The organism is Chitinophaga sp. CF118, assembly GCF_900112615.1.
In the GTDB taxonomy this organism is placed as follows: Bacteria; Bacteroidota; Bacteroidia; order Chitinophagales; family Chitinophagaceae; genus Chitinophaga.
In genome coordinates this window covers 62,709-87,386 of sequence record NZ_FOMK01000013.1, presented here as the reverse complement: position 1 = coordinate 87,386, position 24,678 = coordinate 62,709, and the positions used below count along the sequence as shown (strand labels likewise).

Here is a 24,678-nt window from a genome sequence, read left to right as displayed (position 1 = left end):
TTAAAGCAATATTATGAGCGATAAAGTCTTCAATAGAATAAAAGCAGTACTTGCTGAAAAGGGTAAAACGAATAATTGGCTTGCTGAAACGCTAAATGTAAACCGGACTTCGGTTTCTAAATGGTGTACCAACAACATGCAGCCAACCATTGAAACTCTATTTTCAATTGCAGATGCATTGGAGGTAGAAGCCAGAGATTTACTGGTATTAAGAAAACAGCATTAATTCTCACTAACAGCTAAAGAAATCTGTAATCTAAATTTAGAAAAGACTATATCACATGGATTCAAAATTCAGCATTGTTCCTCTTACCAGCCAACCAAAAATAATTTCCGCACTTACAGACATTATTATCGAAACTGTAGCACATGGCGGCTCCGTTAGCTTCATGCATCCACTGGATCCACAGGTAGCTACTGCCTTCTGGGAAAACTCTCTTGCAGCTGCAGACCGTGGCGAGCGTATTGTATTGGGAGCTTATGATGGCGATGAACTGATTGGAACAGTTACATTGCTCATTGACTGTCCGCCGAATCAGCCGCACCGCGGCGAAATCGCCAAGATGATGACCCGCGTTAGTCATCGCGGTAAGGGCGTTGCCCGCTCCCTCATGCAAGAAGCCGAACGTATAGCCATCAACCTCGGCAAGACACTCCTGAATCTTGATACAGCTGAAGAAGAAGGTGCCGCAGGACTCTATGAGAAGTTGGGTTTTCAAAAGGCAGGAATGATCCCGGATTATGCGCTGAAACCGCATGGCGGGTTTACCGGCACTATCCTTTATTACAAGCGGATAGGTGAAGTGGCCCGTTGAAGGTCGGACCTAAAGAAGGGGGAAAAAGGTTAGCAAGCATTTATGAAACGCAGATTGGTGAGAGGATAATAATGTATTTTTGTACCTAAACCTATTTTTATAACTTTAAAATCTGCTTAAGAATAGGCCATTGGTTCATAGGCCCCATAATTACTTACTCAATTCTAAATAAACAAATGAGCAAAATCAAAATAAAGAATTTCGGTCCAATCAAAGAGGGGTGTCTGGAGAATGATGGTTGGATTGATGTGAAAAAGGTTACTGTTTTTATAGGTAATCAAGGAAGCGGGAAAAGTGTGATTGCTAAACTATTAACTACTTTCATGTGGATGGAGAAAGCACTTACAAGAGGCGATTATGATCAAAAGTGGTTTTCAAGAAAAAATAAACTGAGAAATCAATTTCTTACCTATTTCCGGTTAGAAAACTATTTTCCAGAGAATGATAATCAAAGTAAAACATTCATTGATTATAGGGGAGAATCATTCAACATCACTTTTGAAAATGACGTTCTTTATATTGAAGATGCTAACAATAGAGATTACCCATTACCTCAGATCATGTATGTACCTGCAGAAAGAAATTTCATTGCAAATGTCAGAACACCAAAAGCATTAAAATTAACTTCTGATTACCTGTTAGAATTTGTAACAGAATTTGACAATGCAAAAGAGGCAATGAAAGGTCCGATGCTATTACCTATAAATGAAGAAGTGTATGTTGAATACAATAAACTGAATGATATAGTTTATCTCAAAGGAAAAGATTATCGTATTAAATTAACTGAAGCTTCGAGTGGCTTTCAATCATTAGTTCCTTTATTTCTTGTTTCCTGGTATCTATCGAATTCAGTCAAACACCAAAGTGAATCTACTAAAGATCTAATGACAAGCGATCAAAGAGAGAGGTTTCGGAAAAGATTTAAGTCCATAGATGAAAATTTAGATTTAACAGAGGAACAAAAACGGATTGCAATATCAGAAATAGCAAAAGAATTTACTAAAACAGCTTTTGTAAATATTGTTGAGGAGCCTGAACAAAATCTTTTCCCGGTTTCACAACATGGAGTATTAAATCGTTTGATAGAATTCAATAATTTTAATGCAGGTAACAAATTAATAATAACAACCCATAGTCCTTACCTGATTAATTACCTAACATTGTCTGTTAAAGCAAATATGCTAAAGGAGAGAATACAAAGTGATGAGTTACAAAGTAAACTTCAAGAAATAGTTCCATTAGCATCAACAATAAAACCCGACGACTTGGTAGTTTATGAACTAAAGAAAGATGGTTCAATCAATAAATTGGGAACATACAACGGCTTACCATCAGATGAAAACGAATTAAATGAAAGGCTTGGCGAGAGCAACGAGCTATTTGCCAAATTATTAGAAATCCAGCAAGCCTTATGAGTATTGAATTTAATGCTGTAAACTGCCAAACTCACTCAAATAAAAAACTTTTCGGCCTTTGCGATGATCCTCCACCGAAAAAAAATCCCGCTTATATTGACGAGAGTGATGGGGCCAAATGGGTTGCTGTTGTGGTTAATGATGACCAATATACTACAACCTTTACGGCTATAGACAATTGTATTGAAATGAAGCGGAAAAACGAAACCATGGATAAGCGGTGTGATGGTGTTTTGACTTATGATTCTAATGTGATTTTTGTCGAATTGAAGGAACGTGGAGCAATAGGTAACATGTGGGTAAAAGATGCAGAAAAACAGCTTAGAACTAGTATTTCATATTTTGAAGATACTGACGAATCAGAAGGATACAGAAGAAAAAAAGCATACATCGCCAATAGCGAGCATCCGAAGTTCAAGGAGAGTCAGACAAGGAGAATGGAACAGTTTCTTACTGATACAGGCTACGTGCTAAGAATTGAGAACAGAATTGTACTTGAGTAAGGATCTATTACCTGACTCTAAATAAATTGCCGCCACGAACCACAGTAGATAATTCTTCCTGGCATCCAAGGTGCAAGATCGCTCTGCCAAGGCTGCGAGATTGGGGTTGGATCACAGACAGATCCCAACCTGAGCACTGTTTGAGCACCTGTTTGTGCTCTAAGAGTGTTCAAGGAGTGTTCCAGGTGTGTTGCAGGTGTGTTGCAACTACGAACTCACTACGAACTTGCTATCAACTTACCCTTAACTTCAGATATTTTTTGGGTCTTTTCCATTTAAACGGGTTTAATGATGAATGAATGAAATAACAGCTTATACATTGACTATCATCGTTATTACAATATAAGTATTCATTCATTTCCAATTCCGGAAAACTACACGGGCATCACGAAAAACTTACACGAACAGCCTAAAAAGCTGCACGAACGTAATTGAAAAACATTCCCAGCCGTCTTTTGGAATATAAAATAATCGCGCTGTACCATCAAAATATGATGAAAGCTGAGCTTCGCTCTCTTTTTGAAGCAGCTGCCAATTCCTGGAATTCCACGTGTCGCCTGGCATTCCGGTTATCCTCAGCAGATACTTCCCGGCTTTCAAGTATTTGTTTAGCTGTTAATATGGCCTCGTCAGTATATCTTCCTGGTTGCAGGGAAATCTTAAGCAACTCCTCCGTTGAGTAATTCTTGTATTCTTTGTAAAAGTCGAAAGCCATATGATTGATTTTGCAGCCTCCAACTTGTAGGTAAAGGGGATGACCCCTTAAACATAATAAATTATTTGATAACAGGATACTTCATACCTGTTCCCAGATAAAAACTGGTATGTGGTGGTTGATTGTAGCCCACATTCTGCCAGGCAATACTCAGCCGGTATTGCGGATTCTGCATCAATGCAGGGATGCGGTATTTAGTAAGAATTGTAGTTGTGTAGATACGCAGGCTCTGGTTATCGGCAGTTCGAAGAATCAGTTCTTCCCGCCAGTCGCCAAAGAGATCAGCACTCAACGCAGGAGTGGCCTTGGTACCGTTATTGGATACACATCCATCAGCCGTAAAAATCCTTCCTTTTTTATATTTATCGATATGATTACCATCCAGTAATTCACGGGAAAGATCTGCATCCCACCAGATCAGGAAATTGGTACCGGCTGGCGCTTCTCCTACAACATTCCCTTTTACATCATGCAAACCCTTTGAGCGAGACCACCACATTTGTGCTCCTTTCTGATCAGGATCAATGTTCTCTGCTACCCCTCTTCCTACATCCTCGTTCATCGATCCTTTATAAAGGATTTCCCCGGTTCTGGCATCATATAAAACAGCTCCCGGTCCTTTGGTCCCCTCTTCTATTTCATGGATTCCAAATACTTCCAGTCCCGGATGATCAGGGTCCAGGTCGCCTACATGAATCGCATCTCCATGACGTAACCCTGTTGTATATAATCCTTTCCCATTATCATCCACACACATAGATCCGAAGATAATTTCGTCTTTCCCATCGTTATCTACATCTGCAACACTCAGGTTATGATTACCCATACCGGAGTAGGGATTTGTGCCATCTTTAGAATCAAATACCCAACGGGAGGTTAGTTTACCATTTTGCCAATCCCAGGCGGCCATTACGATTCTGCCATAATATCCCCGGCACATAACCACACTGGGATGTATACCATCAAGGTAAGCGATACAGGCAGTGAACCGGTCTACCCTGTTGCCGGTATTGTCATTTTTGCCATTGCCACCAATGCCACCCCAACTGCCAATATCTCCCCGCGCAGGAATATAATCTGTAGTAGCAAGTGCCTCACCCGTCCGACCACTAAAAATGGTAAAGTATTCCGGGCCGTCCAGGATCTTACCATATTTAGCCGTGTTAGGGGTAAGATCCCGCCAGTCTTTGCTGCTATCTCCTATTACTTTCCCTTTTCCATCTATGGTGCCATCAGCAGTCTTACAGGTAAATTCAGCGATGCCATCTCCATCAAGATCGTACACCATAAACTGGGTATAATGTGCTCCTTCCCGGATATTCTTCCCAAGATTGATTTCCCACAACAGCGTGCCATCCATTTTATACGCCTGGAAAACGGGAGGATCTGTAAGACCGGGAGAAGCATTATCACGGCCGCGTCCAACCTGATGCAATACGATATCATATTGACCATCCCCATCCAGATCACCAACAGAAACATCGTTAGGAGTATATCCCGGCGGAGTTTTTAATGGGATAGAGAGATAAGATGGGGCATTAACTTTTAAGATAAAAGTACCACGGGTAGGCTCTTCCTTTCCTTTGAGAACAGTTTTTACAAAATACTCATTCTGTTCCGTCGGGTCTGCGTTCTCGTCAACATAGTTAGTACTTTCTGTAATGGGTTTAGCATTCAGTTTTATAGCAACTTTGTTACCCGTTTTCCTGTACACATTAAACGCTATGTTTTCAGGATCGTTGATCAGCATTCTCCATCCGATATATACTTTTCCTTCTTCTCCGTGAATAGCAACAACACCACGATCAATGTTTTCCATCAATCGCTGCGCACGTGCCGGTAGTAAATAACAAAGGAAAATAACTATAAATACTTGCTTCATATTGTTCAGTAAATTATTCCCAACGGAATGGGAGATACCAATTTTGTTTGTCCATTAACTTTGATCTCACAGCACCAGCCTGACCATCATTTGCTGCTTCAAATTTAGCGGCAACCTTATTGGCCAGATAAGCAGGATCACTGGCCTGCCGGCGTAGAGCAACACGCAGCAGATCAGCCCACCGGTTTCCTTCAAACGCCAGTTCAAGTGCATCTTCTGCCAGCAGCTTATCTTCCATATGAAGTATTAGCCCATTCCTGTCTGTAACCTGTTTGCTGCTCATATCAAAATAACTGGCGGAGTCGATCCTTTCCGGCTTTAAAGTTACCCTACCTCTGATACCGGTATTACGATACCAGGTGTTTCTGTATTGAGGATAGTTCCCATCTCTCGCATCAAAATCATAAGGCGGGATATCGAAGGTTTGCTCAATATCCGTAACATTACGGCCTTCCCCGCCGCTAACACCTGTAGCCATGTAAACGGGATCATAGGTATTTTTGATTCCTGCATTTAACAGGGCATATGCCAGCTTATCCCTCCCATCACGGTTAGCTGCTTCTGCATAACGGAGATGCAACATCGCAGCACGGTAGAGGATCCACTTACTATTGGTTTCAAAGGGTTGCAACGGATTAAAGTTGGAAGTGAATTTGTTGATTACAGGTTGTGAACTGCTCATTTTCCAGGAAGCGCCCGGCCCCCTCAAATCAACAGGTGTATTATTTCCAACTGCATCGCCTGTACGTACCTGATCGTTCCAGTTCTTTATAGCCAGCTCCGAAGGTTTAAGCAGATACTTTCCTTTCGTATTATCAAACAGGTCTATAAAAGGGTTTTGCGGATCAAAATTCTTATCGAAAGGCAGGTTCCAGATAATCTCGTAATTTGAATAACGCTCTCCATAAGGCTGACTGAAAATATTACGCCAATTTCCACCATAAAGATTTGCCGTATAAGCCAGCTTATAAGTTTCATACCATTGCTCACTGTTTTTAGCAGGATAAAGAATATCCCCATAGTTCATGATGTATTGATAATTAAGAGCAGCCTGCGAATAATTCCCTTTCCATAAATACAGATCTCCCAGGAAGCATTTTATATTGATAAAAAACTTCTCTGTATTATAGGCGTCTACAGTCGTCAACAATGATGTCCCTGATGGGAAGGGCAACTTATTTGGCAGCCCCTCAGTAAATGATACGAGCTTATCCAACAGTTCATCAAATGTTACCAGGGGAAATTTCGACTGATCCTTGAGGTCATTTACACTCACCAACGGATCTGTGATATAGGGAATACTCCCAAACTGAATACCCAGTTGTAGATATAACCATGAACGTAGAGCCCCCACAGTTGAATACCGCAAGCCATACTCGTTTACAGTCATTCTCTTATCCCGCAGCATGATGTCAAAATTAGCGAGTGCATCATTGCAGTTCAGGATCACTTCATAAAAAGGCCTGGGATCTGCATAAGGATTATCTGCGGTAACACTGTGTGTGCTCAATTCCTGCAGGTATTTATCAGTAGTCGTCTGCGTTACATCTACCAGGTCGGCTCTTAATTCATTTAAAATCACAAGACGATCTGCAAGGGTCATAAACTTACCGTAAATACCTACCACTGCTGCATCTGCATCATGTACATCACGATATGTCTGCTCGTGATCCAGTGTCTCTTCCGGCTTTATATCAAATATTTTATTGCATGAAAACAGGCTTATGCAAAGCACCAGGCCGGGAAATAATATTTTCATATTCTGTCTTTTATAAAAGTTATAAGCCAATCCTTACTCCAAGTTGTATTGTTCTGAATTGTGGTTCAAGTCCTACATCAATTCCTTGTGTAAATAAACTACTGGAAGCACTGAACTCAGGATCATATCCCAGATAGTTGGTAAATGTGAAGATGTTATTGCCAGTGGCGGATATCTTAACATACTTCAGGGCTCCCCGTTTTAAAGGCAGGTTATAGGTTATCGACATAGTCCGCAACCGCAGGTAAGAACCATCTTCTATCCAACGATCCGAAAAACGCGCATTGCCAGAGGGGTCTCCCCAGGCAGTGCGGGGAATGGCGGTCACCTGCCCGTCGGCCCTCCATCTGTTTACCATTGCTAACGATTGGTTTCCGGCATCACTCATAGATTCAATGTTTGCGCGGGTATAGTTATAAATGTCATTGCCCTTGCTGAATGTGAAAACAGCATCCAAAGACCATCTCTTCCACGAAATCATATTACTGAACATACCGGTTAATGATGGGTTAGGATTACCAATTACCTGCCTGTCATCATCATTAATCAAATGATCTCCGTTTTTATCTATAAAGCGTATATCGCCACCAGCAAACGGTGCCGTTGTGCCATCGGCCCTGATGTGTGTTAAACCAGAACTCAACGCTTCTTCATCTGAAATAAAAACACCGTTTGTTTTATAACCATAAAACTGATTTGCAGGATGCCCTTTTTCAGTGAGTATTGTAGCGTTGGCATATGAAGTCAGTATCCGGTTACCAGGTATTTTTGTTATTTCATTTTCATACCTGGCTACGTTCAGCCCCATATCCCATTTAAAATTGCGATCTACGATTCTTCCGCTAACAGTCAACTCAAATCCACGGGTTTTCATAGCACTGCTATTTGTAATTACACTTTTGAAACCGGTTACCGTTTTAACTGGTTCAACCGTCAGCATATCAGTAGTGTTGTTATTGAATACATCCACACTTATGTTCAAACGTTCATTCAGAAATGAGGCATCTAATCCTGCATTCATCTTTTCAACCGTCTCCCATTTCAGGTTAGGATTACCAATGTTTCCTCTTACCAAACCCTGCATCCCCAGCAGGTTCTGCGATATATAATATTGCCTGGCTGTATAATTACCAATATCATCATTACCAACTTTGCCGTAGCTGGCCCTTAGTTTCAGCACCTCTATAAAATTCGCTCCTGATAAAAAGGACTCTGAGGATATAAGCCATCCTGCAGCAACCGAAGGCATTACTGCATATTTATTCATCCCAATAGTAAGAGCTCCCGGTGCCTGTTTGCCAAACCTGGACGATCCGTCTATGGCCATATTAAACGACAGAAAATACTTGTTCAACAATGCATAATCAGCATTGACATAAGTATTCAGCCAATTCCATTTACCTACTCCCCCTCCGATTTGTCTTAGCTGACTCTGACCCATGCCCACACTTACAAATTCATCTGTGGCAGAATTATATCCAAAACCATAATCGGATTCACTGTTATTATTATTAAACCGGATACCTGCGTTCGCTGAAAAATGATGTACCTGATTAAAAGTATGGCTATATGAAAAACGGGTATCGTTATATAAAGCATAGAACCGCTCTACATTACTGGCAGATCTGTTATAAGCTACACCATTACTCAATGTATCCGGTGCTACTCCTCTTTCAGGAATGAAAAAATTCTCTCTTACTTTATCGTATGTAACGCCTAGTAAGGTTTGCAGATTAACAGACTTATTCAGTTGGTAACGGAAGTTTATTGATCCCGAAAAGCGGTAGTTTTTATTGACAGCCTGCATATTTTCTATGATAGCTGCCGGGTTGGAAACATTAAAGATATCGTAGTCTGCCAGGCTGGGAGATTCTATCCCTTCATCGCTTACCACCTGTGTGGGAAGAAAAGGAGCTTTCACCAAACCGAGATACAAAGGGTTAGTTTTATTCGCTATCCCCTGATTTTTTCCCCGTTGCTGATTAGAGGTAAAAGCAAGATTGACAGATGTTTTTAACTTAGCAGATAAATTGAGATCTGCATTAAACCGCGTTTGATAACGGCTCAGATCCGTGTTATCAATTATACCAGCCTGCTTCAGATATCCCAGGGACAATCCATACACCGCAATATCATCACCCCCACTTACTTTCAGGTAATACTGCTGGTTATAACTATTGCTCATTATCTTCTTCTGCCAGTCTGTATTATAGTGGTAGCGATTATAGTCTGGATTGAGATTATCATTCATATACGGCTTTTCACTGATCTGCGCATCTGTTAGCCCACTACTCTTTAACAAGTCCGATAAATAAATTCGATAATCGCCAGCTCCCATTACAGGTAGCTTTGAAACAGCAGCATTAAATCCACCACTGGCAGCAAAATCAATTTTAGTAGCCAATTCCTTCGTCCGGCTTGTAGTAATCAGGATCACACCGTTGGCACCTCTGGTTCCATAGGTGGAGGTACCGTCTTTGATCACTGTAAAATTATCGATGTCCTTTATATCGATATCTGCCAGCGGATTATTTACATGCCCCGTAATCAATGAACCTCCATATTCATTGATATCATAGATCATCCCATCCACCACTATCAATGGTTTATTAGTGGCATACAAAGAAGTATATCCCCTTAAAAACAGATCGGCCCCAATACCAGGTGTACCAGAACGCCTCACAACATTCAGACCTGCTGCACGCCCCTGTAAATACGATTCTGGTGATTCTGAGATACGCTGCCACTTATCATCCGTATTAACAGATGCAATAGAATAGCTGATATGATTCTGAGGCCGTTTGCCAAAAGGAAGTGTAGCATCATCATAAACACTATTAAAAGATTCTTCGCGCAGGCTTGCCGTAACAGTATGCCGTCCTTTCAGTACTATTTCCTTTACCTGGTAGCCCTGCCCGGAAACGGTTAGTATAGCATCATAACCAGGCACCTTAATGCGGAAAAAACCTTTTTCATTTGTGATAGCTGCCGAATATCCGGGAACACTGATATTGATTCCCGGCAAGGGTATTCCTGTTGCAGCTTCTTTTATCACTCCTCTCACGCTGTCCTGTGCTTTTAACTTAAAGGAGATCAGTATGATGAAGAGTACTATTGTAAATATGCGCATAAAAATCAGTTTAGAATAGGTACCAGTTTGATGTAATCCAACACAAGCGTATTTAGTCCATTGGTAGTTACACTGTTCCCTACCAGGTACAGGTTCAGCAATCCATAACGATCTACAGTATAGTCTCCCAGGTATATCTCGTTGTAATTGTTCAAATCAACCGTTTTATAGGCAAACCCAGTTGCAGCAGGGTCTTTGAATGTTATCTTCATGGGGAAAGTACCTGTCTGAAAATCATTGACAGCTACCCAGTACACTTTGTATGTAACCGTATTGGCTATAGTCTGGTAATTGATCCAGAAAGCATTTATTCCGTGGTTAGCTATATAAACATCTCTGAATGTTAAATGGCTGATTGGATTTATTCGTGTTCGTACCGAATATGCCTTAGTACGATCCTTCAGATCAGAAAATCTTTCTCCCTCAATAATAATAGGTTTAATCTTGGTATCAATTGCATAGTCGATATGATCCATAATATATACAATCCCGTTACTAACCTTATGTACCGATACAATAGCACTCTTTTCCAGGTGGAATTTTACACTATCCCTCACAGAGTATAATGTAGCAGGCAAATTATCCGGATCATACACACCATTAAACACAAGATCTTTCACCACATTCCATTGGGTAATAGTATCTGTAAGTGCAACCGTGCTATCTCTAAAGTATTGAATCAGCTTATTCTTTTCTGCTGTAAAGGCATCATCTTTCAGGATCACATATGTAAGCAGTGAATCTTCATTACTGATATCCGTTCTTTGCAGGAAATGGTTGCGTTCTACCAAACCTGTACCGGGTTTGTATATGGGCTGCCCCGTTTGAGGGTCTACTCCTATCTGTTCAGCCAGGGCTGTATCAATTCCTATGTATTTCAATGATTGTAAAAAGGATCTCTGAATACTGCCTTCCGTGCTACTGTTAAGGTATTCCCAGGCATTCATTTTAGGAATGAGTGTGCCTCCGATAACATGCAGGATGCCATTAGCCGTATATTGATCAGCGGTAGTAATATTTGCATCGTCTGCCGCTGATTTGGAGAATATAATATTCTTACCGTTTAATGTCCTGATACGCAAAGCAGGATCAGGCATAGTTGTAAGGTATGACTGGTTAGCAATATGATTCCCTATTAATAGTTTAAGCTGTAGAGTATCATTCAGGATGGAAGGATCTACATTTTTCAAAGCAGCATTTGTAGGTGCCCATACCGTAAATGTTTTTGAGGAAGCAATCACTTTATCATAACCTGTTTTAACGAGATATTCGCTGAACTGACTGAGATCAGGATTCCTGCTGATCATTTGAAACAGATTTGTATTGAGTGCAGGATCATCGATCCTGTTCCTTTCGTTCCATTTGTCCTTTTTACAGGAAAGCGCAATTGCTGTAAGGAGGAATACAAATATTATAGATCTTGGCATTGTTTTCTGCATTAAATAGTTATGGTCTTGGCACCGGTGTTCCATCTGTTTTAAAACGTGGATATAGCTGATCCATATCCTGCGGGATAAAATGGATCATATCCAGGTTATTGTTATTCTGTGTGCCTTGCAGCGTAGTAAACCTCAGCAGATGCCGGTCTGTTGTTTTAATATCAACCGTTCCTACCAACCTGCTAGCCCAGTTGTTCGACACAGGGTCTGTATACCATTTCCAGCCTTGCGCTTCCATTTCACCTGCACTGCTAACGGGCATGGATACTGTGAAATTCATAGTACGCTGCAATGGCTCGCCATCAACAGATATCTGGTTTACATTGTTTGAACTTCCGGACTGTTTCTGCGTTCTGTAACAGATCCACACTTTGTATTTTCCACGCACCAGCAATGGTGTTTTCAATTCAACCCATGCACTGCGGCCTGGCCCGCCTAAAGGTATTGCCAGAAAATCTCCGTTAACATAAGTGGAACCCACAGTATACGTCATGGCACTGGGGCCGGGAGTTGTAATATCTTTTGGCATATTAGCCAGGGTAAAAGGATAATTCTGTTTACCGAAATAAGCAGGCAGATTGCGGATTTCAGGGAAATTGGCTACATCCCAGTATACGGGTACCGGGTTGCGGATCTTAATAGCAAAATGCCCCATTGCAGCATGTAATACACCATTGCTGGCTGAATTATCACTGCCTGCGCGATTCAATTCTACACCCGGTTCATAGATACCATTAAATGTATCATCATTGATCAATACCGCTTGTCCTGATAGTTTGGAAGTAACCACTTCCAGAGGGGCCAGCGTAGTATGTGATGTACTGGAAACAATATCTGCCAGATATTTCACCCCATACAGGATATGATAATTGACATATAGATGAAGACTGTCATCTACATTTTTTGGATCGCCGGTATGAGAAAGTTTTGTTTTCAGATCAGCATAACTGCTGATGCCTGCATTATTCAATACTGAATCAGATTCGGCCAGTACAGTGAGCCACGCTCTGCTGCTATCCGCATTACTGGCAGGCAGAATATTCAGTGTATCATATAAACCGGTTTCTTTAACAGCTTGTGAAAAAATGGAATACTTCGGATCATTTTCTATCATTTCTGCCAGCGTGAATTTAGCAGGTTGTAATACATGATCAATTACATGAATGATCCCATTCCCTACCCTGATATTTCCTTGAGTAATGTTCGCCTGCCGGTTTACAGTAACCCTCGTAACGCCATCTTTATTACCTGCTCCTGTAATCAGGTATTGTCCGTACATAGTGAGCTTAGATAGCTTACCATCAGAAAAGGAACTGGTAGAGATGGTATCTTGCAGCAGGTGGAATTTAACCAGGTCTTTCAGCTCCTGCACATCAATATTTTCTATAGCGGGTTTTCCTGTTGACTGGAGATAAATTGCTATTGCATCATTGTCGGGTATAAACGCGGTATAAGCACCGTATACTCCCAGGAAGCCCTCATCTCCGGTAATTGAAAGTATCTTCAGGAACGAAGAAAATTTATCGGAATGCTGTTGCAGATATCCAGTGATATTTACTTCATCTGTGGTATTGGAAACGATATCCACCTTTTTACAACTACACAACAACAACAGGCATATAATCATGATTCTCATAACATAGTTTTATTGGTAATACGGATTCTGCACCAGCTGCTTATCCGCCTGCAACTCATACTGATTAATGGGAAAGTAATGACTGCGGACATCCTTATACTTATTGATAATAGATTGCTGCATGTTACCCGGCGCATTGGCTGCAACCATATCCAGAATGATATCGAGATGAGCATAATTATCCCGTTTTGCATTGCGCAATACATCATACCAGCGCTTACCTTCAAAAGCAAACTCACGGGCTCTTTCTTCCAGGATATAATTTGAAATGTCTGCAGCAGATGTAGAATCTGGCGATTTTTCCGTGAAAGCCAGTGCATGCGCACGCAACCTGACCTTGCCTACCAGTCTTAGTGCGTCTCCTCCCTTACTTACCCATGCCAATGCTTCTGCTTTCAGCAACAAAACATCAGCGAAGCGGTATACAAACCAATGTGCATAGGAGTCGGCAGCTGATCTGGCATCCAATCGTGTACCACTCGTGGCCCCGGCAAACTTCCAGATCATCTGGTCTGTTGCTCTTATGGATCCGCCATCACCACGGATATCCTTTTTAGTTTCATCCGTTATATCAATACCATATACTTCTTCCATTACCCTGGGCGATCCAATAAAATGATTGTTGGTAGCGCCAAACATGCCATAGAAAGGATTTAACTTTTGCTGATCGAACTGGAACTCGAAAATGCTTTCATTCGAATTGCCAACAAAATACATGGTATTGAACCATTGGGCCTGCACACTGCCATCCATCAATCCAAACCTGTTTGAATTAATAATCTTATCACATGCTGTTATGCAATCTTCATATTTCTCCATCCACAAATAAGCATCTGCCTCAATCGCATATATCGTGAACTTTGTAAACCGGCCTTTATCTACTGTGATATTACCATAAGTTTCTACTGCATGTTGTTCCGCGAAGGAGAGATCTTTCATGATCTGATCATACACCTCCTGTTGAGAGCTCTTCTTTAACTGTTGCAATTGATCATCGCTTGCACTGGCTTTCAATTGCAGCGGCACTTCCCCGAACGATCTTAACAGGTTATAATACATCAGCGCTCTGAGGCCATGCGCTTCTGCCAGGTAAGCATCCAGTTGTTCCTGCGTTAATGTTTTATCTGATTGGAGAACTTGTGCAGCGAAGTCGATGACAGTATTGCAATAATTAATGGTGCGATAAACAGATGCCCAGCTGGTATAGCTGTTACTGGACAGAATATTGGCCTGCATGATATTAACCTCATCTATGGATGTATTCAGGGTAGAAGTCACCATATCCGCCCTTAATTCGCCCCATACAAAGAGATTCTCAACCAGCTCATTATCCAGGAGTGAAGAGTAACATCCTATCACAGCTGCTTTCAGTTGCTCCTTGTTTTGCCAGTAATTATCGCGGATAATACCATCCTGTGGTTTTACATCCAACCATTTACTACAGGATGGTGTCAGAAATATGACTATCAGCAGAAGTAATTTGTATTTCATTACTGTTAATATTTTATCTGTTTAAAAACTAGCAGAAATTCCTATCAGGAAATTCTTCGGTGGAGGAGTCAATGCATTATCTACAGGATAAGCAAAGGGGTCATTATCTCCTTTCATAGCTACATCCGGGTTCTGACCTATGTATTTTGTCCAGGTATATAAATTCTCTGCTGTTATATAAAAGCTGGCATTCCTGATTCTCAGTCTATCCAATACCCTCTTTCCAAAATTATATCTTAACGTAACCGACTGCAGCCGTACAAAAGAAGCATCCTGTATATATCTGTCCGATCCCAGCCAGTTATAACCAGAACGGTATAACGCTCTTGGGATATCCGTTACATCACCGGGATTACGCCATCTCCGCAAAACCACAGTACTCTGATTATCGTAACTGTACATGTTGCTGGTATTCATATCAGCCTGGTTTACCAGGTCGTAACCCAGGCGATACACGAAGTATGTAGTGAGTTTAAGACTCCCCATAAAAGTAACGTTAGGACCAAAACCTCCTGTTATTTTTGGAATCCCATTACCCAGGTAAACAATATCCTTGTTGTCTATATTACCATCATGATTGATGTCCTCATACATAGCATCACCTGGTTGAAAAGTGTAGTCAGTAGCCGGATAGTTGAAACGCATATAAAGCGTTTGCCCATTGGCACCTGCTATCTTGCCGCCACTGGCATCTCTTACAATAGTTGCATCACGATCTTTATAAACTCCTTTATATCTGAATCCATAATATGATCCAAAGGGATTACCTATCTGTAAATAGGTTTTATATTTCCCGTTCTGATTAATTGCTACATTATTCTCGCGGGGAAAAAATTCAGATACTTCTCTCACAACATTTGTATTTCGGGCAATATTGAGGTCAAAGCCCACCTGCCACTTTGCAGTTTTTATAGGTATAGTATTCAGCAGTATTTCCCAACCCTGGTTATCCATCGTACCCACGTTCATAGCAATGGAGGAAGACCCTGAATAAGAAGGGATCCGCAGGTCTTCGTAAAACATATCTTTAGTGCGGTTTCGATATGCCTCCGCATCAATACGGATACGGTTTTTAAAGATCCATAAATTAAAACCTATGTTTTGTCCCACTACAGTTTGCCACTTCAGATTTGAGAGTTCTATATTTGAAGGATAAACTCCAGACATTCCCATATAACTATAGTCGAACGGTTGATAAGTATTGAAATAATTCCATGCTGCTTTATCAGGAGGAGCCGAACCGCTCTGTCCATAACTGGCTCTGAAACTCAGGTCATCAATGAACTTATATTTTTTCATGAACGGTTCTCCGGAAAAGCGCCATCTTAATGAAAGCGAAGGGAATAACCCATATCTGTAATTGGGGCCGAACCTGGAATTTCCATCACCACGTACACCTGCATTTATAATATAACGGTCTAATAAACCATATTGCCCCTGCAGCAACAAACCAACACTTCTGGTCCTACCCTGTACGGATTCCAGTACGAGATCCGAATTAGCTGTTCTGGAAGGATTGGAAGGGTCCTGAAATGCTGATGACGCCGTATTTGAAGTAAGTGCATTATGTGTGATGTAATTCCTATCCTCTGTTTGTATAGACATTAACGCCTGCAGGTTATGATTAACATCATTCTTTTTACGTGTATATACTAAATTGGTTTTTGTGTAAACATCAAACACATCACCATCGCTGTCGCCTGCACGGTTAACAACAGTTTCTGTTACCGGCCGGCCAGTAGCAACCTGCGGCAGGAAGGTTCTGGCTTTTGTGTTATTGATATCAAACTGTACATCAAAAGTAGCCAGTAGGGAAGAAGGGATTACATCATACTGGATATTAAATTTCGGTGTGATCCTTTCACCCACCTGTTTATACATACTTTCCATAGCCAGTGCCACCGGATTGTAGGTATTGTAATAGACACCCTGGATATTAGATGCCGGTGACAGATAATTGGGTGTTACATTTCCATATTCATCGTATTCATGAATTGCCATATTAGGCATCTTGGTATAAGCTACACCCCTTACCTGGTAACTTTTATCCGGTACGTAATTCAGGTTATTATCTACATGCGTATACGTTATATCTGATTTGAAACGGATACGGTTAGATACGTTATAATCGAGGTTAATTTTAGACGTTATACGTTGTAATGAAGTACCCACTGTAGTTCCTTTTTGATCCAGGTATCCCACTGATGCGTAGTAACGGGCTTTTTCACCTCCACCTGTCATTGAAATATTATGATCCTGTGAATAACCCAGGCGGGTAATGGCTTTCACCCAATCCGTATTATTGCTGTAATTGTAATACCAATAGGGATCATTAGGATCAAATGAAAACTCTTTATTCGTTTGAATATTTAAGGGCAATCCATTGGTATTCGCAATTTCCTCAGGGATCAATGTTGCATACTGATCACCATTCAGTAATGGAATATTACGTGGTTGTTTGGAAAATGTTCCTTTGAAATTATAGGTGATAGCCGGTCTCCCGATAGTTCCTCTTTTAGTGTTAATGATCAACACGCCATTAGCTGCACGTGATCCCCATACAGCCGTTGCCGCAGCATCTTTCAGCACCGTAATATCCCTGATATCAGAAGGAGATATATTCAGCAGTTGCGCATATCCCTGTTCATCAGCACTACCAAAATTGAAATCAGAAGGCACTTCAGTATCATATGGCATTCCATCCAGTACTATCAGCGGATTTGCCGAACCATTTATGGAAGCAGTTCCCCTGATGCGGATAGACATCCCTGCACCCGGATCGCCAGAGGTAGTACCGATGTCTACACCAGGAAGACGTCCCTGCAAGGCCTGATCTATGGATGCTGCCGAAAGCTCTTCCAGATCCTTTGCCTTAATAGTAGCAGTAGCAAATGTGGAATTGCGGCTTTCAACATTCATTCCGGTACCATTGTCTACGGTTTGACGCGCAACAATATTTACCTCATTTAAATCCCTTGTATTGGATGCCAGTTGAAAGTTAATAACCGTTCTATCATTAATAGGCTGGATAATGGTTTTGTAACTAATAAAAGAAACAGAAATCAGGTTTTTAAGATTGGAAACCCTGATGGCAAAATTTCCATCTATATCAGTAACCACTCCGGCAACGGTACGTTTATCTTTATCCAGTTCTACAACCGATGCTCCAATAACCGGCAACCTGGTATTTGCATCCAGTACTTTACCTCTTATGGTGATCCTTTCTGTTTTCTGTGCTCTCAGAGAACAGACCATCGTGATCAGCAAACAGAAAATTATTAAAGGTAATTTGTTCATACAGGTATTTGTTTCAGGTTATTGGACATTGTATCTGAGATAATTGTTGATGGAGTGGATGACAGCCCGGTTAGACAGATTATTACTCCGGGAGATATTTACCATAGCACTGTTGTTAAATGCATCTCTCAGATCCATTAAATTCAGCTGGTTATTTATGGTAATAAAAGTTAGATCACCTCCCGTAGTTCTCAGCAGAGTTTCAAATGCGCCAGACTTCTTCCCATCTGGTACTATTGTATTTTTATTCAAAATGTGGTAGTTAATAAACCGGGTAACCTTTTCCTTATCAACATCTGTTGTGGGTGCAAAATTTGGAGTACCTGTTGTGATATCACCGGGAAGCCAGCCATCTTTAACCGCCGCCGAAATAGCATCATTGGTGGGAATCAGAATAGTATAAAAGTTTCCGGGAACGGTTCCCAGAATATCTTTAGTAGCTGTCCATAGGGTAGTGTTTTTCAGATACTGGTAAAAGCTTCCAAAATCAGCCGGGAAGGAACCTGCCAGTTTTTCAATATGAAAGCCAATCGGATTTTCTGTGAAGGTTAGTAACCCGTCCGTATAATATACCCTTCCATTCTTGGCAGTGCTTACCTTATTAATATTCAGTACAACTCCCGCATCAACATTCCCACTGGCAAATACGGTATTGTTACTATAACGGATATACTCCCCATTCCATGCTTCTACTATCCCCTCTCCGGAAAGGTTATCCAATTCACCTTTCAAAGTAGATAATACAGACGTTTGTAAAATCCGGTATAATCTGTCCTGCGCCCCTGAACCAAACTGAATAGTACCTCCTGGTGCCTGATAAGACCAGTCATTTCTGTCGGAATTAAAATCATACCCTGCTGCCCTCAGCTTTGTATCCGGCATCATGAATAATGTATATTGTATACTTGGGTTGATGATGGAAAATTTCAGATCTGCATCCAGTGCTCTCGTCATCAGCGAATATTCCGGGTCCAGGAAAGCTTTTCCATAAACAGTTCTGAAAACATTCGCATCCTGCACAGCATTGATGCCATAGAAAAAACCATTACTAAGCACCTTTTTATCATTTATATCAGACAAACTGAATGTTGGTACTTCGCGCTGACTATTACCTGTAATACTCAGTTTACCAGGCCATACAGTAGTTTGCCACATATGAGAATTGAGCAGACTCAATAAAACGGCTGGTGGAGCTGCTTCGAATGTGCCATAGTTAACCAGTATTTCCTTTTCATATGCTATCAGTACATCGTTTTTAGGTACAAACAAAGTCCATCCTCCTGCTTGCGCATCTGTACTTGCCAATATATAATTTTCATTATTGGGAGAGAAAGCTAAGGCAGCACTGTATAATTTAACAAAAACAGAATCGGATGCCCCTGTAAGTACCAAATTACGGTGTGTGAGATCGGCGTTGGACTGGTAGCTTACGAGTTTATCCAGCAAGCGCTTAAACTCGCTGTATTCCGGGTTATCGGCCAGATATCTTTCCAGGTTCTGTAATGGCAGAATCACCTTATCTATTTCATGGATGATGCCATTCTCGGCAGCAATATCTGCATTTACTACGCCAGCATCCACTACATTAAAACCAGTATACGGCACATTAGGATAAAAGAAATTATAGTCGGCAGCACTTAGTCCGTTTGCAGACATAAATCCGTTGATAAAGTAAGGGATGTTTTTATTGTTGTTATCATTAGCTATATATGTCCCATTCCTGTTAGCTGCAATAATTTTTCCTGTATGCCCGCTTTCTGTATATACCCAATCATAGTAGGCGGTTTTTCTTTTGTAAGCCTGGCTGGTATCTGGTCCGCCGGTACGCTGATAGCTACTCAACTGATCCTTTCTGTAAGCATTATACACCAATCCATAAGTCACAATTTTACGGGCGGTAAGAGAGTCAATATCATCATCACCACCAATACCTTTTTCCTGAAAATACTTTTCGAATGCTGCATCATTTGGCGCAAAGAGAGTCCAGTATCCTGCCTTACTCAGGATATCTTTGTAACCTGCTTTATCAATAGTAACAAGCAGGTGTTTGAAATTCTTACGCGCTTCTAATTGCTTATAGATAGGCGATGCCAGCCAATCCGGACGGCCATAATATTCATCAAATTCTTTCTTCCGGCAACTGGAGATCAAAAGAATGAACAGTAGAAAAAGGCAAAAGAAGGTTCCACCCGGAAGCAGAGAACTTCGGATAATTGTTTTCATAACAGCTAAATTTCATAACAGATAAATCGTCCCGGCAAACTATACCGTGTTACATATTTTTTGGTTGATAATACTCCTATACGTTGACAGTTACTTTACGGAAATGCTTTCATAGATTTCGGCTTCTATTATACTGAGCGTACCAGTTGTTTTTGCATCCTTCCTGGTAACACCATCGTCTGATTTTTTACCGGAAACTTCCGGCATTATATTAATCTTATTATCTTTTACTATACTGGCTAATTGTATCCTTACTTTTTTCCCCTTCTGCGGTATACATTTAACAGTATAGTATCCCAGACTGGTAGCTGTGGTACCCTCAAATACACTCTTTCCATCTACTGTAATTTGTAACGGATATGTACTTGTACGGAAATTATTCAGCTTTAAAGTGATTTCGCTCGCGATCGCTTCACGTTCCAGTTCATATTCTATCCAGGCTGTTGATAACTGACCATCATTTACCCAGTCGCTTAATTCATTGTCATCAAAGCTGGCAAAGGCACTATCAGCATGTGCACCGGCGGTGGCTTTTACAATCCCTACAGGGATGCGGGTGATATTGTAAGAAGTACTGGCAGGTGTAGGTCCTCTTTCCAGGTTGGAAGGAAGTCCGGCAGCAGGTAACATAGCTGCCAATCCGTCTTTTACAGAAAATACTGTCGTAACCAGCGATAAAGTGGCCCCTTTTAAACCATCAGCATTCGCCCGTAATGTAATAGTACCGGGCACCGTGGTGGATCTGATCAACACCCTGTTTACTCCGCCTTCTACAGGCAAACTTTTTGCGAGAATATAATTATCCGGTCCCTGTGCTATACCCCCACGCCATACACCAACACCATCCAGACTAAAATTGATCATATCAAGGGCAGTAGGGCAACGATTCCCTTTATCATCTATCACTTCTACTTCGTTCCATGCATATGGAAGGGTGATTTTCTTCCAGGAATCATCATTAAAATCCTTCTTACTGGCATCAGTCTGGTCGCCCACCCATACTTTCCAGCCCGGATTGAAATTGTATTTTACCCTTTGCGCATAGCTATAGTTAGATAATAATACACTACAGTACAGAATAAACAGTCTATACTTCATAACAGTCAGAATATCTTGGGAGAACGACAGTGTTGTTCTTCATACGGGAATCTTTTAAACGTGGGATCAGTTATTGATGCTAAGTTAACGGACCCACATATCCCAGGGAATGGAGAATCATACAATTCCCTGTAATTATTGTCTTATATGAGGATGGAAATTCTGTTGCAGACATGGAAAATAATACATCCGGGGTCGGAATTTATAACAATGGTAAAGTATATTAAATTCTTAACATATTCATTAAATCTTCCGGTTTCGGAACTTCAGGGGGAATATATTACTAATAGTTTCTCTTTATGGCTAGTATATGATGAGTTTTGGATCTTCAAAGGTAATTATTTCACTACTGGAGCTAGTTGTAGAACCTCAGGGGAATTATACCGCTACTGGTCCTTCTTTAGGGCTGGTTGTGCGATGAGTTCCGGAACTTCAGCGGGAACTATACCCCCATTTTCGTAATAAAGAACAACCACTCCGGAACGAAATGTTTCCAGTTTCACCAGTTTCATGTTGAGCTTATCCTGTAATTCCCTGAATAAAGGTTTGCCCTTACCCAACACAACAGGGTGCATCCAGAGTAAATATTCATCAATCAGCTCCAACTGTATTAAGGAAGCTACCAGTTGGCCGCTTCCGTAGATAATAATGTCTTTCCCTTCCTGTCGTTTTAATTGCAGCACCACCCTCCTGAGATTTCCCTTTACGAACCTTGAATTATTCCATACCGGGGTACTCATATTTTTTGAAAAGACGATCTTCTTATAACTGTTCATCATCTCCGCAAATGCCAGGTCTTCCCTGGGAAAAGACATGTCTGTAGCCCGGCCCGGCCAGTACCTGGCCATTGCACTGTAGGTTACCCGCCCTAGTATTATCGTATCCGCCTTACTTAGCTGTTCGCATAATGAGGCTGCCATATCGGGAGCCCAGTTTTCAAAATGCCAGTCTAATTCACAGTTGGGACCCGCCATGAAACCATCCAGCGTTACATTCATGGAAAGAACTACTTTTCGCATACACTCTGTTTTTTATTGCCTGTCATATTTGTAGTAAAGTACTACTATACCACATTCAAAGGGTTTAGCTGTAACAAGCTTCAGATTTAACCGGCTTTGCAGGGTGTTAAATATTGACATCCCCTTTCCTATAGCTGCCGGATTTACAAAGAGGTGGTATTCGTCAATTAATCCCTGCTGGATCAGGGATGAAACAAAAGTGCTTCCCCCATATACAATAATATCTTTACCAGGTTGTTTTTTAAGGGCTGTTACAGCCTCCACCATATCTCCATTTTCAACTACAACATTTTTTCCTTCTATACTTTTCAAGGTTTTCGAGAATACTATTTTATGGGTATCCACCATCTTATGCCCGCCAGCATCTTCTGTTTCCGGGTTTGCTATACTGGCGGCCCAGGCTGGTATAAATCCTTCTGCCAGCTTGCGGCCCAATAAAATACAATCAACTGGTTCAGTTAACTCAATAACATAATTATTCAATTCCTCATCCCAGTTCCATTGCATCCAGTCCATTTCCCCATTTGGTCCTGCCACATAACCATCTACTGATATCTGCATCTGCAGTTTTAGCTTTCTCATCTTTCAAGAATATTTTTCAGATTAGCCAGACTTAATTCAAGATCCTTTCCGAGCATGTTGTCAGTAAATAAACACATGATATTCATGGGGTATTTCATCTCACTACTCATGCCCCAGGTCAGTTTCGTCTGGTTCTCCGTTACCGCTGACGTAGTAAATGGTGTTTGAGCAATCGCTTCAAAAGGCTTTTTAAAACGTACTTCAACATCCAGCCTCTCTCCCTCCATTATTTTCGTAATCTCCTGTTCTCCTTTTCCAGCTTGTTTATTACCCTCCCATGCATACACAAAACCAACAGTACCATCAGTACCTTTAAATTCCTTTTTCATATTGGGATCTGTCATTACCCATTTGCTGAAATAATCCTGGTTTTTCAGCATCCTTATATAGTTGAAAACCTCCTGCTTAGGTTTATTTATGACGATTTCCCGCTCAATAGTATATTTCTTTTTTATAAACAAGGCTACAATTAACAGTAATACAATCAATGCTATTATGATGCCCAGGATGGTAATAATAATGCTCATACTTTCCGAGTTAAATAAGTTATTAATTAAACTGATACAAAAGTATCTCCATTCATTACATTTAGTCATGTGTGAATGAGACATCTTACAGGGGCAGTTGCGACTTTGGCCGTAAATACCTTAATTTTATGCATTCCACAGATCGAAATAGATCTTAAAAACCTACAAATGAAACATATATCCATCCTTGTGTTTAAAGATGCGGTTCCTGCAAGTATTGTAGACCCTCGCTATATGTTCACTGCAATCAATCAGTTTTTACAGGATGCCGGTGAAGATGCAGCATTCAATGTGCAGCTTGTGGGACTTACAAAAGAAATCCCCCTGCAAAACGGTGCCTTCTATGTGCATACAGATGCACTGCTGAAAGATATTCCCAAAACAGATCTGATCATTATACCAGCATTAAGTGGCGATATTAACAATGCCCTGGAAGTGAATAAAGCAACAATCCCCTGGATTATAGAACAACGTGAGAAAGGTGCGGAAATAGCTTCACTTTGTATTGGTGCATTCCTACTGGCATCAACGGGCCTCCTGAACGGGAAGCAATGTTCCACACATTGGTTGTTTGCAAACGAATTCCGGACTTTATTCCCTGATGTGATACTTACGGATGGTAGTATTATTACAGAGGAACAGGGCCTTTATTCCAGCGGTGGGGCCAACTCTTACTGGAACCTGCTGCTCCACCTGGTGGAAAAATATACGAACCGGACATTAGCGATCCAGGCCTCCAAATACTTTGCGATAGAGATAGACCGTAAAAGTCAATCGCCCTTTATTATGTTCAACGGACAAAAAAGGCACGAAGACGAACCCATCAAACAGGCACAGGAGTTCATTGAAAAGAATGTGACTGAAAAAATATCGATAGAAGATCTGGCTGTGAAATTTGCTATTGGCAGACGTCATTTTGAAAGACGTTTTAAGAAAGCCACAAACAATACTCCCAGTGAATACATTCAACGGGTAAAAATCGAAGCTGCTAAAAAGCAACTCGAGAATACCCGGAAAAATGTAAATGAAGTAATGTATGATGTGGGCTATCTGGACACCAAAGCATTCAGAACAATCTTTAAAAAGATAACCGGATTATCTCCCGTTGAATACAGGAATAAATACAACAAAGAAGTGGCGGTATGAC

Annotated in this window: 18 protein-coding genes; 5 read left to right on the top strand and 13 right to left on the bottom strand. The window is 41.0% G+C overall.

The features are described 5' to 3' along the window. Positions 1–13: 13 nt before the first annotated feature. The 4 genes from BM176_RS29490 (at position 14) to BM176_RS29475 (ending at position 2,733) form a co-directional block, all read left to right on the top strand. On the top strand, positions 14–226 hold the full coding sequence (locus BM176_RS29490) for a helix-turn-helix transcriptional regulator (protein WP_090107991.1): 213 nt from the start codon (positions 14–16) through the stop codon (positions 224–226). A 55-nt stretch (positions 227–281) separates the two neighbouring features. Further along, positions 282–815 (top strand): GNAT family N-acetyltransferase, encoded by a 534-nt coding sequence (locus BM176_RS29485; protein WP_090107990.1) that lies wholly within the window; start codon positions 282–284, stop codon positions 813–815. A 176-nt stretch (positions 816–991) separates the two neighbouring features. Beyond that, positions 992–2,230, top strand: coding sequence for an AAA family ATPase (locus BM176_RS29480; RefSeq protein WP_090107989.1), 1,239 nt, complete (start codon positions 992–994; stop codon positions 2,228–2,230). Further along, complete coding sequence (locus BM176_RS29475; RefSeq protein WP_090107988.1) at positions 2,227–2,733, top strand: hypothetical protein; 507 nt, start codon at positions 2,227–2,229, stop codon at positions 2,731–2,733. The genes BM176_RS29480 and BM176_RS29475 overlap by 4 nt, the downstream gene beginning before the upstream one ends. A 484-nt stretch (positions 2,734–3,217) precedes the next feature. On the opposite strand, the gene BM176_RS29470 is transcribed toward BM176_RS29475, so the two are convergent. The 13 genes from BM176_RS29470 to BM176_RS29410 form a co-directional block, all read right to left on the bottom strand. After that, positions 3,218–3,448 (bottom strand): hypothetical protein, encoded by a 231-nt coding sequence (locus tag BM176_RS29470; protein WP_090107987.1) that lies wholly within the window; start codon positions 3,446–3,448, stop codon positions 3,218–3,220. A gap of 61 nt (positions 3,449–3,509) precedes the next feature. Beyond that, the gene (locus tag BM176_RS29465; protein ID WP_090107986.1) at positions 3,510–5,330 is read right to left on the bottom strand and encodes a rhamnogalacturonan lyase; all 1,821 of its coding nucleotides are present in this window, start codon (positions 5,328–5,330) and stop codon (positions 3,510–3,512) included. Between the two features lie 13 nt (positions 5,331–5,343). Beyond that, entirely contained in the window at positions 5,344–7,089 is a 1,746-nt protein-coding gene (locus BM176_RS29460; RefSeq protein ID WP_090107985.1) for a RagB/SusD family nutrient uptake outer membrane protein, read from the bottom strand. Positions 7,090–7,108: 19 nt separating this feature from the next. After that, positions 7,109–10,219, bottom strand: a complete 3,111-nt coding sequence (locus BM176_RS29455) for a SusC/RagA family TonB-linked outer membrane protein (RefSeq protein ID WP_090107984.1) — start codon at positions 10,217–10,219, stop codon at positions 7,109–7,111. A gap of 5 nt (positions 10,220–10,224) precedes the next feature. Then, a complete protein-coding gene (locus BM176_RS29450; RefSeq protein ID WP_177230586.1) occupies positions 10,225–11,646 on the bottom strand; it encodes a fasciclin domain-containing protein in 1,422 nt (473 codons plus the stop codon). A 19-nt stretch (positions 11,647–11,665) separates the two neighbouring features. Beyond that, positions 11,666–13,294: a fasciclin domain-containing protein gene (locus BM176_RS29445; protein ID WP_090107982.1), complete on the bottom strand. Its 1,629-nt coding sequence runs from the start codon at positions 13,292–13,294 to the stop codon at positions 11,666–11,668. Positions 13,295–13,303: 9 nt separating this feature from the next. Beyond that, the gene (locus BM176_RS29440) at positions 13,304–14,785 is read right to left on the bottom strand and encodes a RagB/SusD family nutrient uptake outer membrane protein (protein WP_090107981.1); all 1,482 of its coding nucleotides are present in this window, start codon (positions 14,783–14,785) and stop codon (positions 13,304–13,306) included. 21 nt (positions 14,786–14,806) lie between these two features. Beyond that, positions 14,807–18,082 carry a SusC/RagA family TonB-linked outer membrane protein gene (locus tag BM176_RS29435; RefSeq protein WP_090107980.1) on the bottom strand — a complete coding sequence of 1,092 codons (3,276 nt, stop codon included), beginning with the start codon at positions 18,080–18,082 and terminating at the stop codon, positions 14,807–14,809. Positions 18,083–18,100: 18 nt separating this feature from the next. Next, positions 18,101–20,305 (bottom strand): fasciclin domain-containing protein, encoded by a 2,205-nt coding sequence (locus tag BM176_RS29430; protein WP_090107979.1) that lies wholly within the window; start codon positions 20,303–20,305, stop codon positions 18,101–18,103. Positions 20,306–20,395: 90 nt separating this feature from the next. After that, positions 20,396–21,403 (bottom strand): hypothetical protein, encoded by a 1,008-nt coding sequence (locus BM176_RS29425; protein WP_177230585.1) that lies wholly within the window; start codon positions 21,401–21,403, stop codon positions 20,396–20,398. 386 nt (positions 21,404–21,789) lie between these two features. Then, positions 21,790–22,422: a dihydrofolate reductase family protein gene (locus BM176_RS29420; protein WP_090107978.1), complete on the bottom strand. Its 633-nt coding sequence runs from the start codon at positions 22,420–22,422 to the stop codon at positions 21,790–21,792. A 12-nt stretch (positions 22,423–22,434) separates the two neighbouring features. Further along, a complete protein-coding gene (locus tag BM176_RS29415) occupies positions 22,435–23,004 on the bottom strand; it encodes a dihydrofolate reductase family protein (protein ID WP_090107977.1) in 570 nt (189 codons plus the stop codon). Next, entirely contained in the window at positions 23,001–23,531 is a 531-nt protein-coding gene (locus tag BM176_RS29410; RefSeq protein WP_090107976.1) for an SRPBCC family protein, read from the bottom strand. Before BM176_RS29410 ends, BM176_RS29415 begins: the two co-directional genes overlap by 4 nt. 168 nt (positions 23,532–23,699) lie before the next feature. Here BM176_RS29410 and BM176_RS29405 point away from each other — a divergent pair, with 168 nt between their 5' ends. Beyond that, entirely contained in the window at positions 23,700–24,677 is a 978-nt protein-coding gene (locus BM176_RS29405) for a GlxA family transcriptional regulator (RefSeq protein ID WP_090108091.1), read from the top strand. Position 24,678 lies beyond the last annotated feature (1 nt).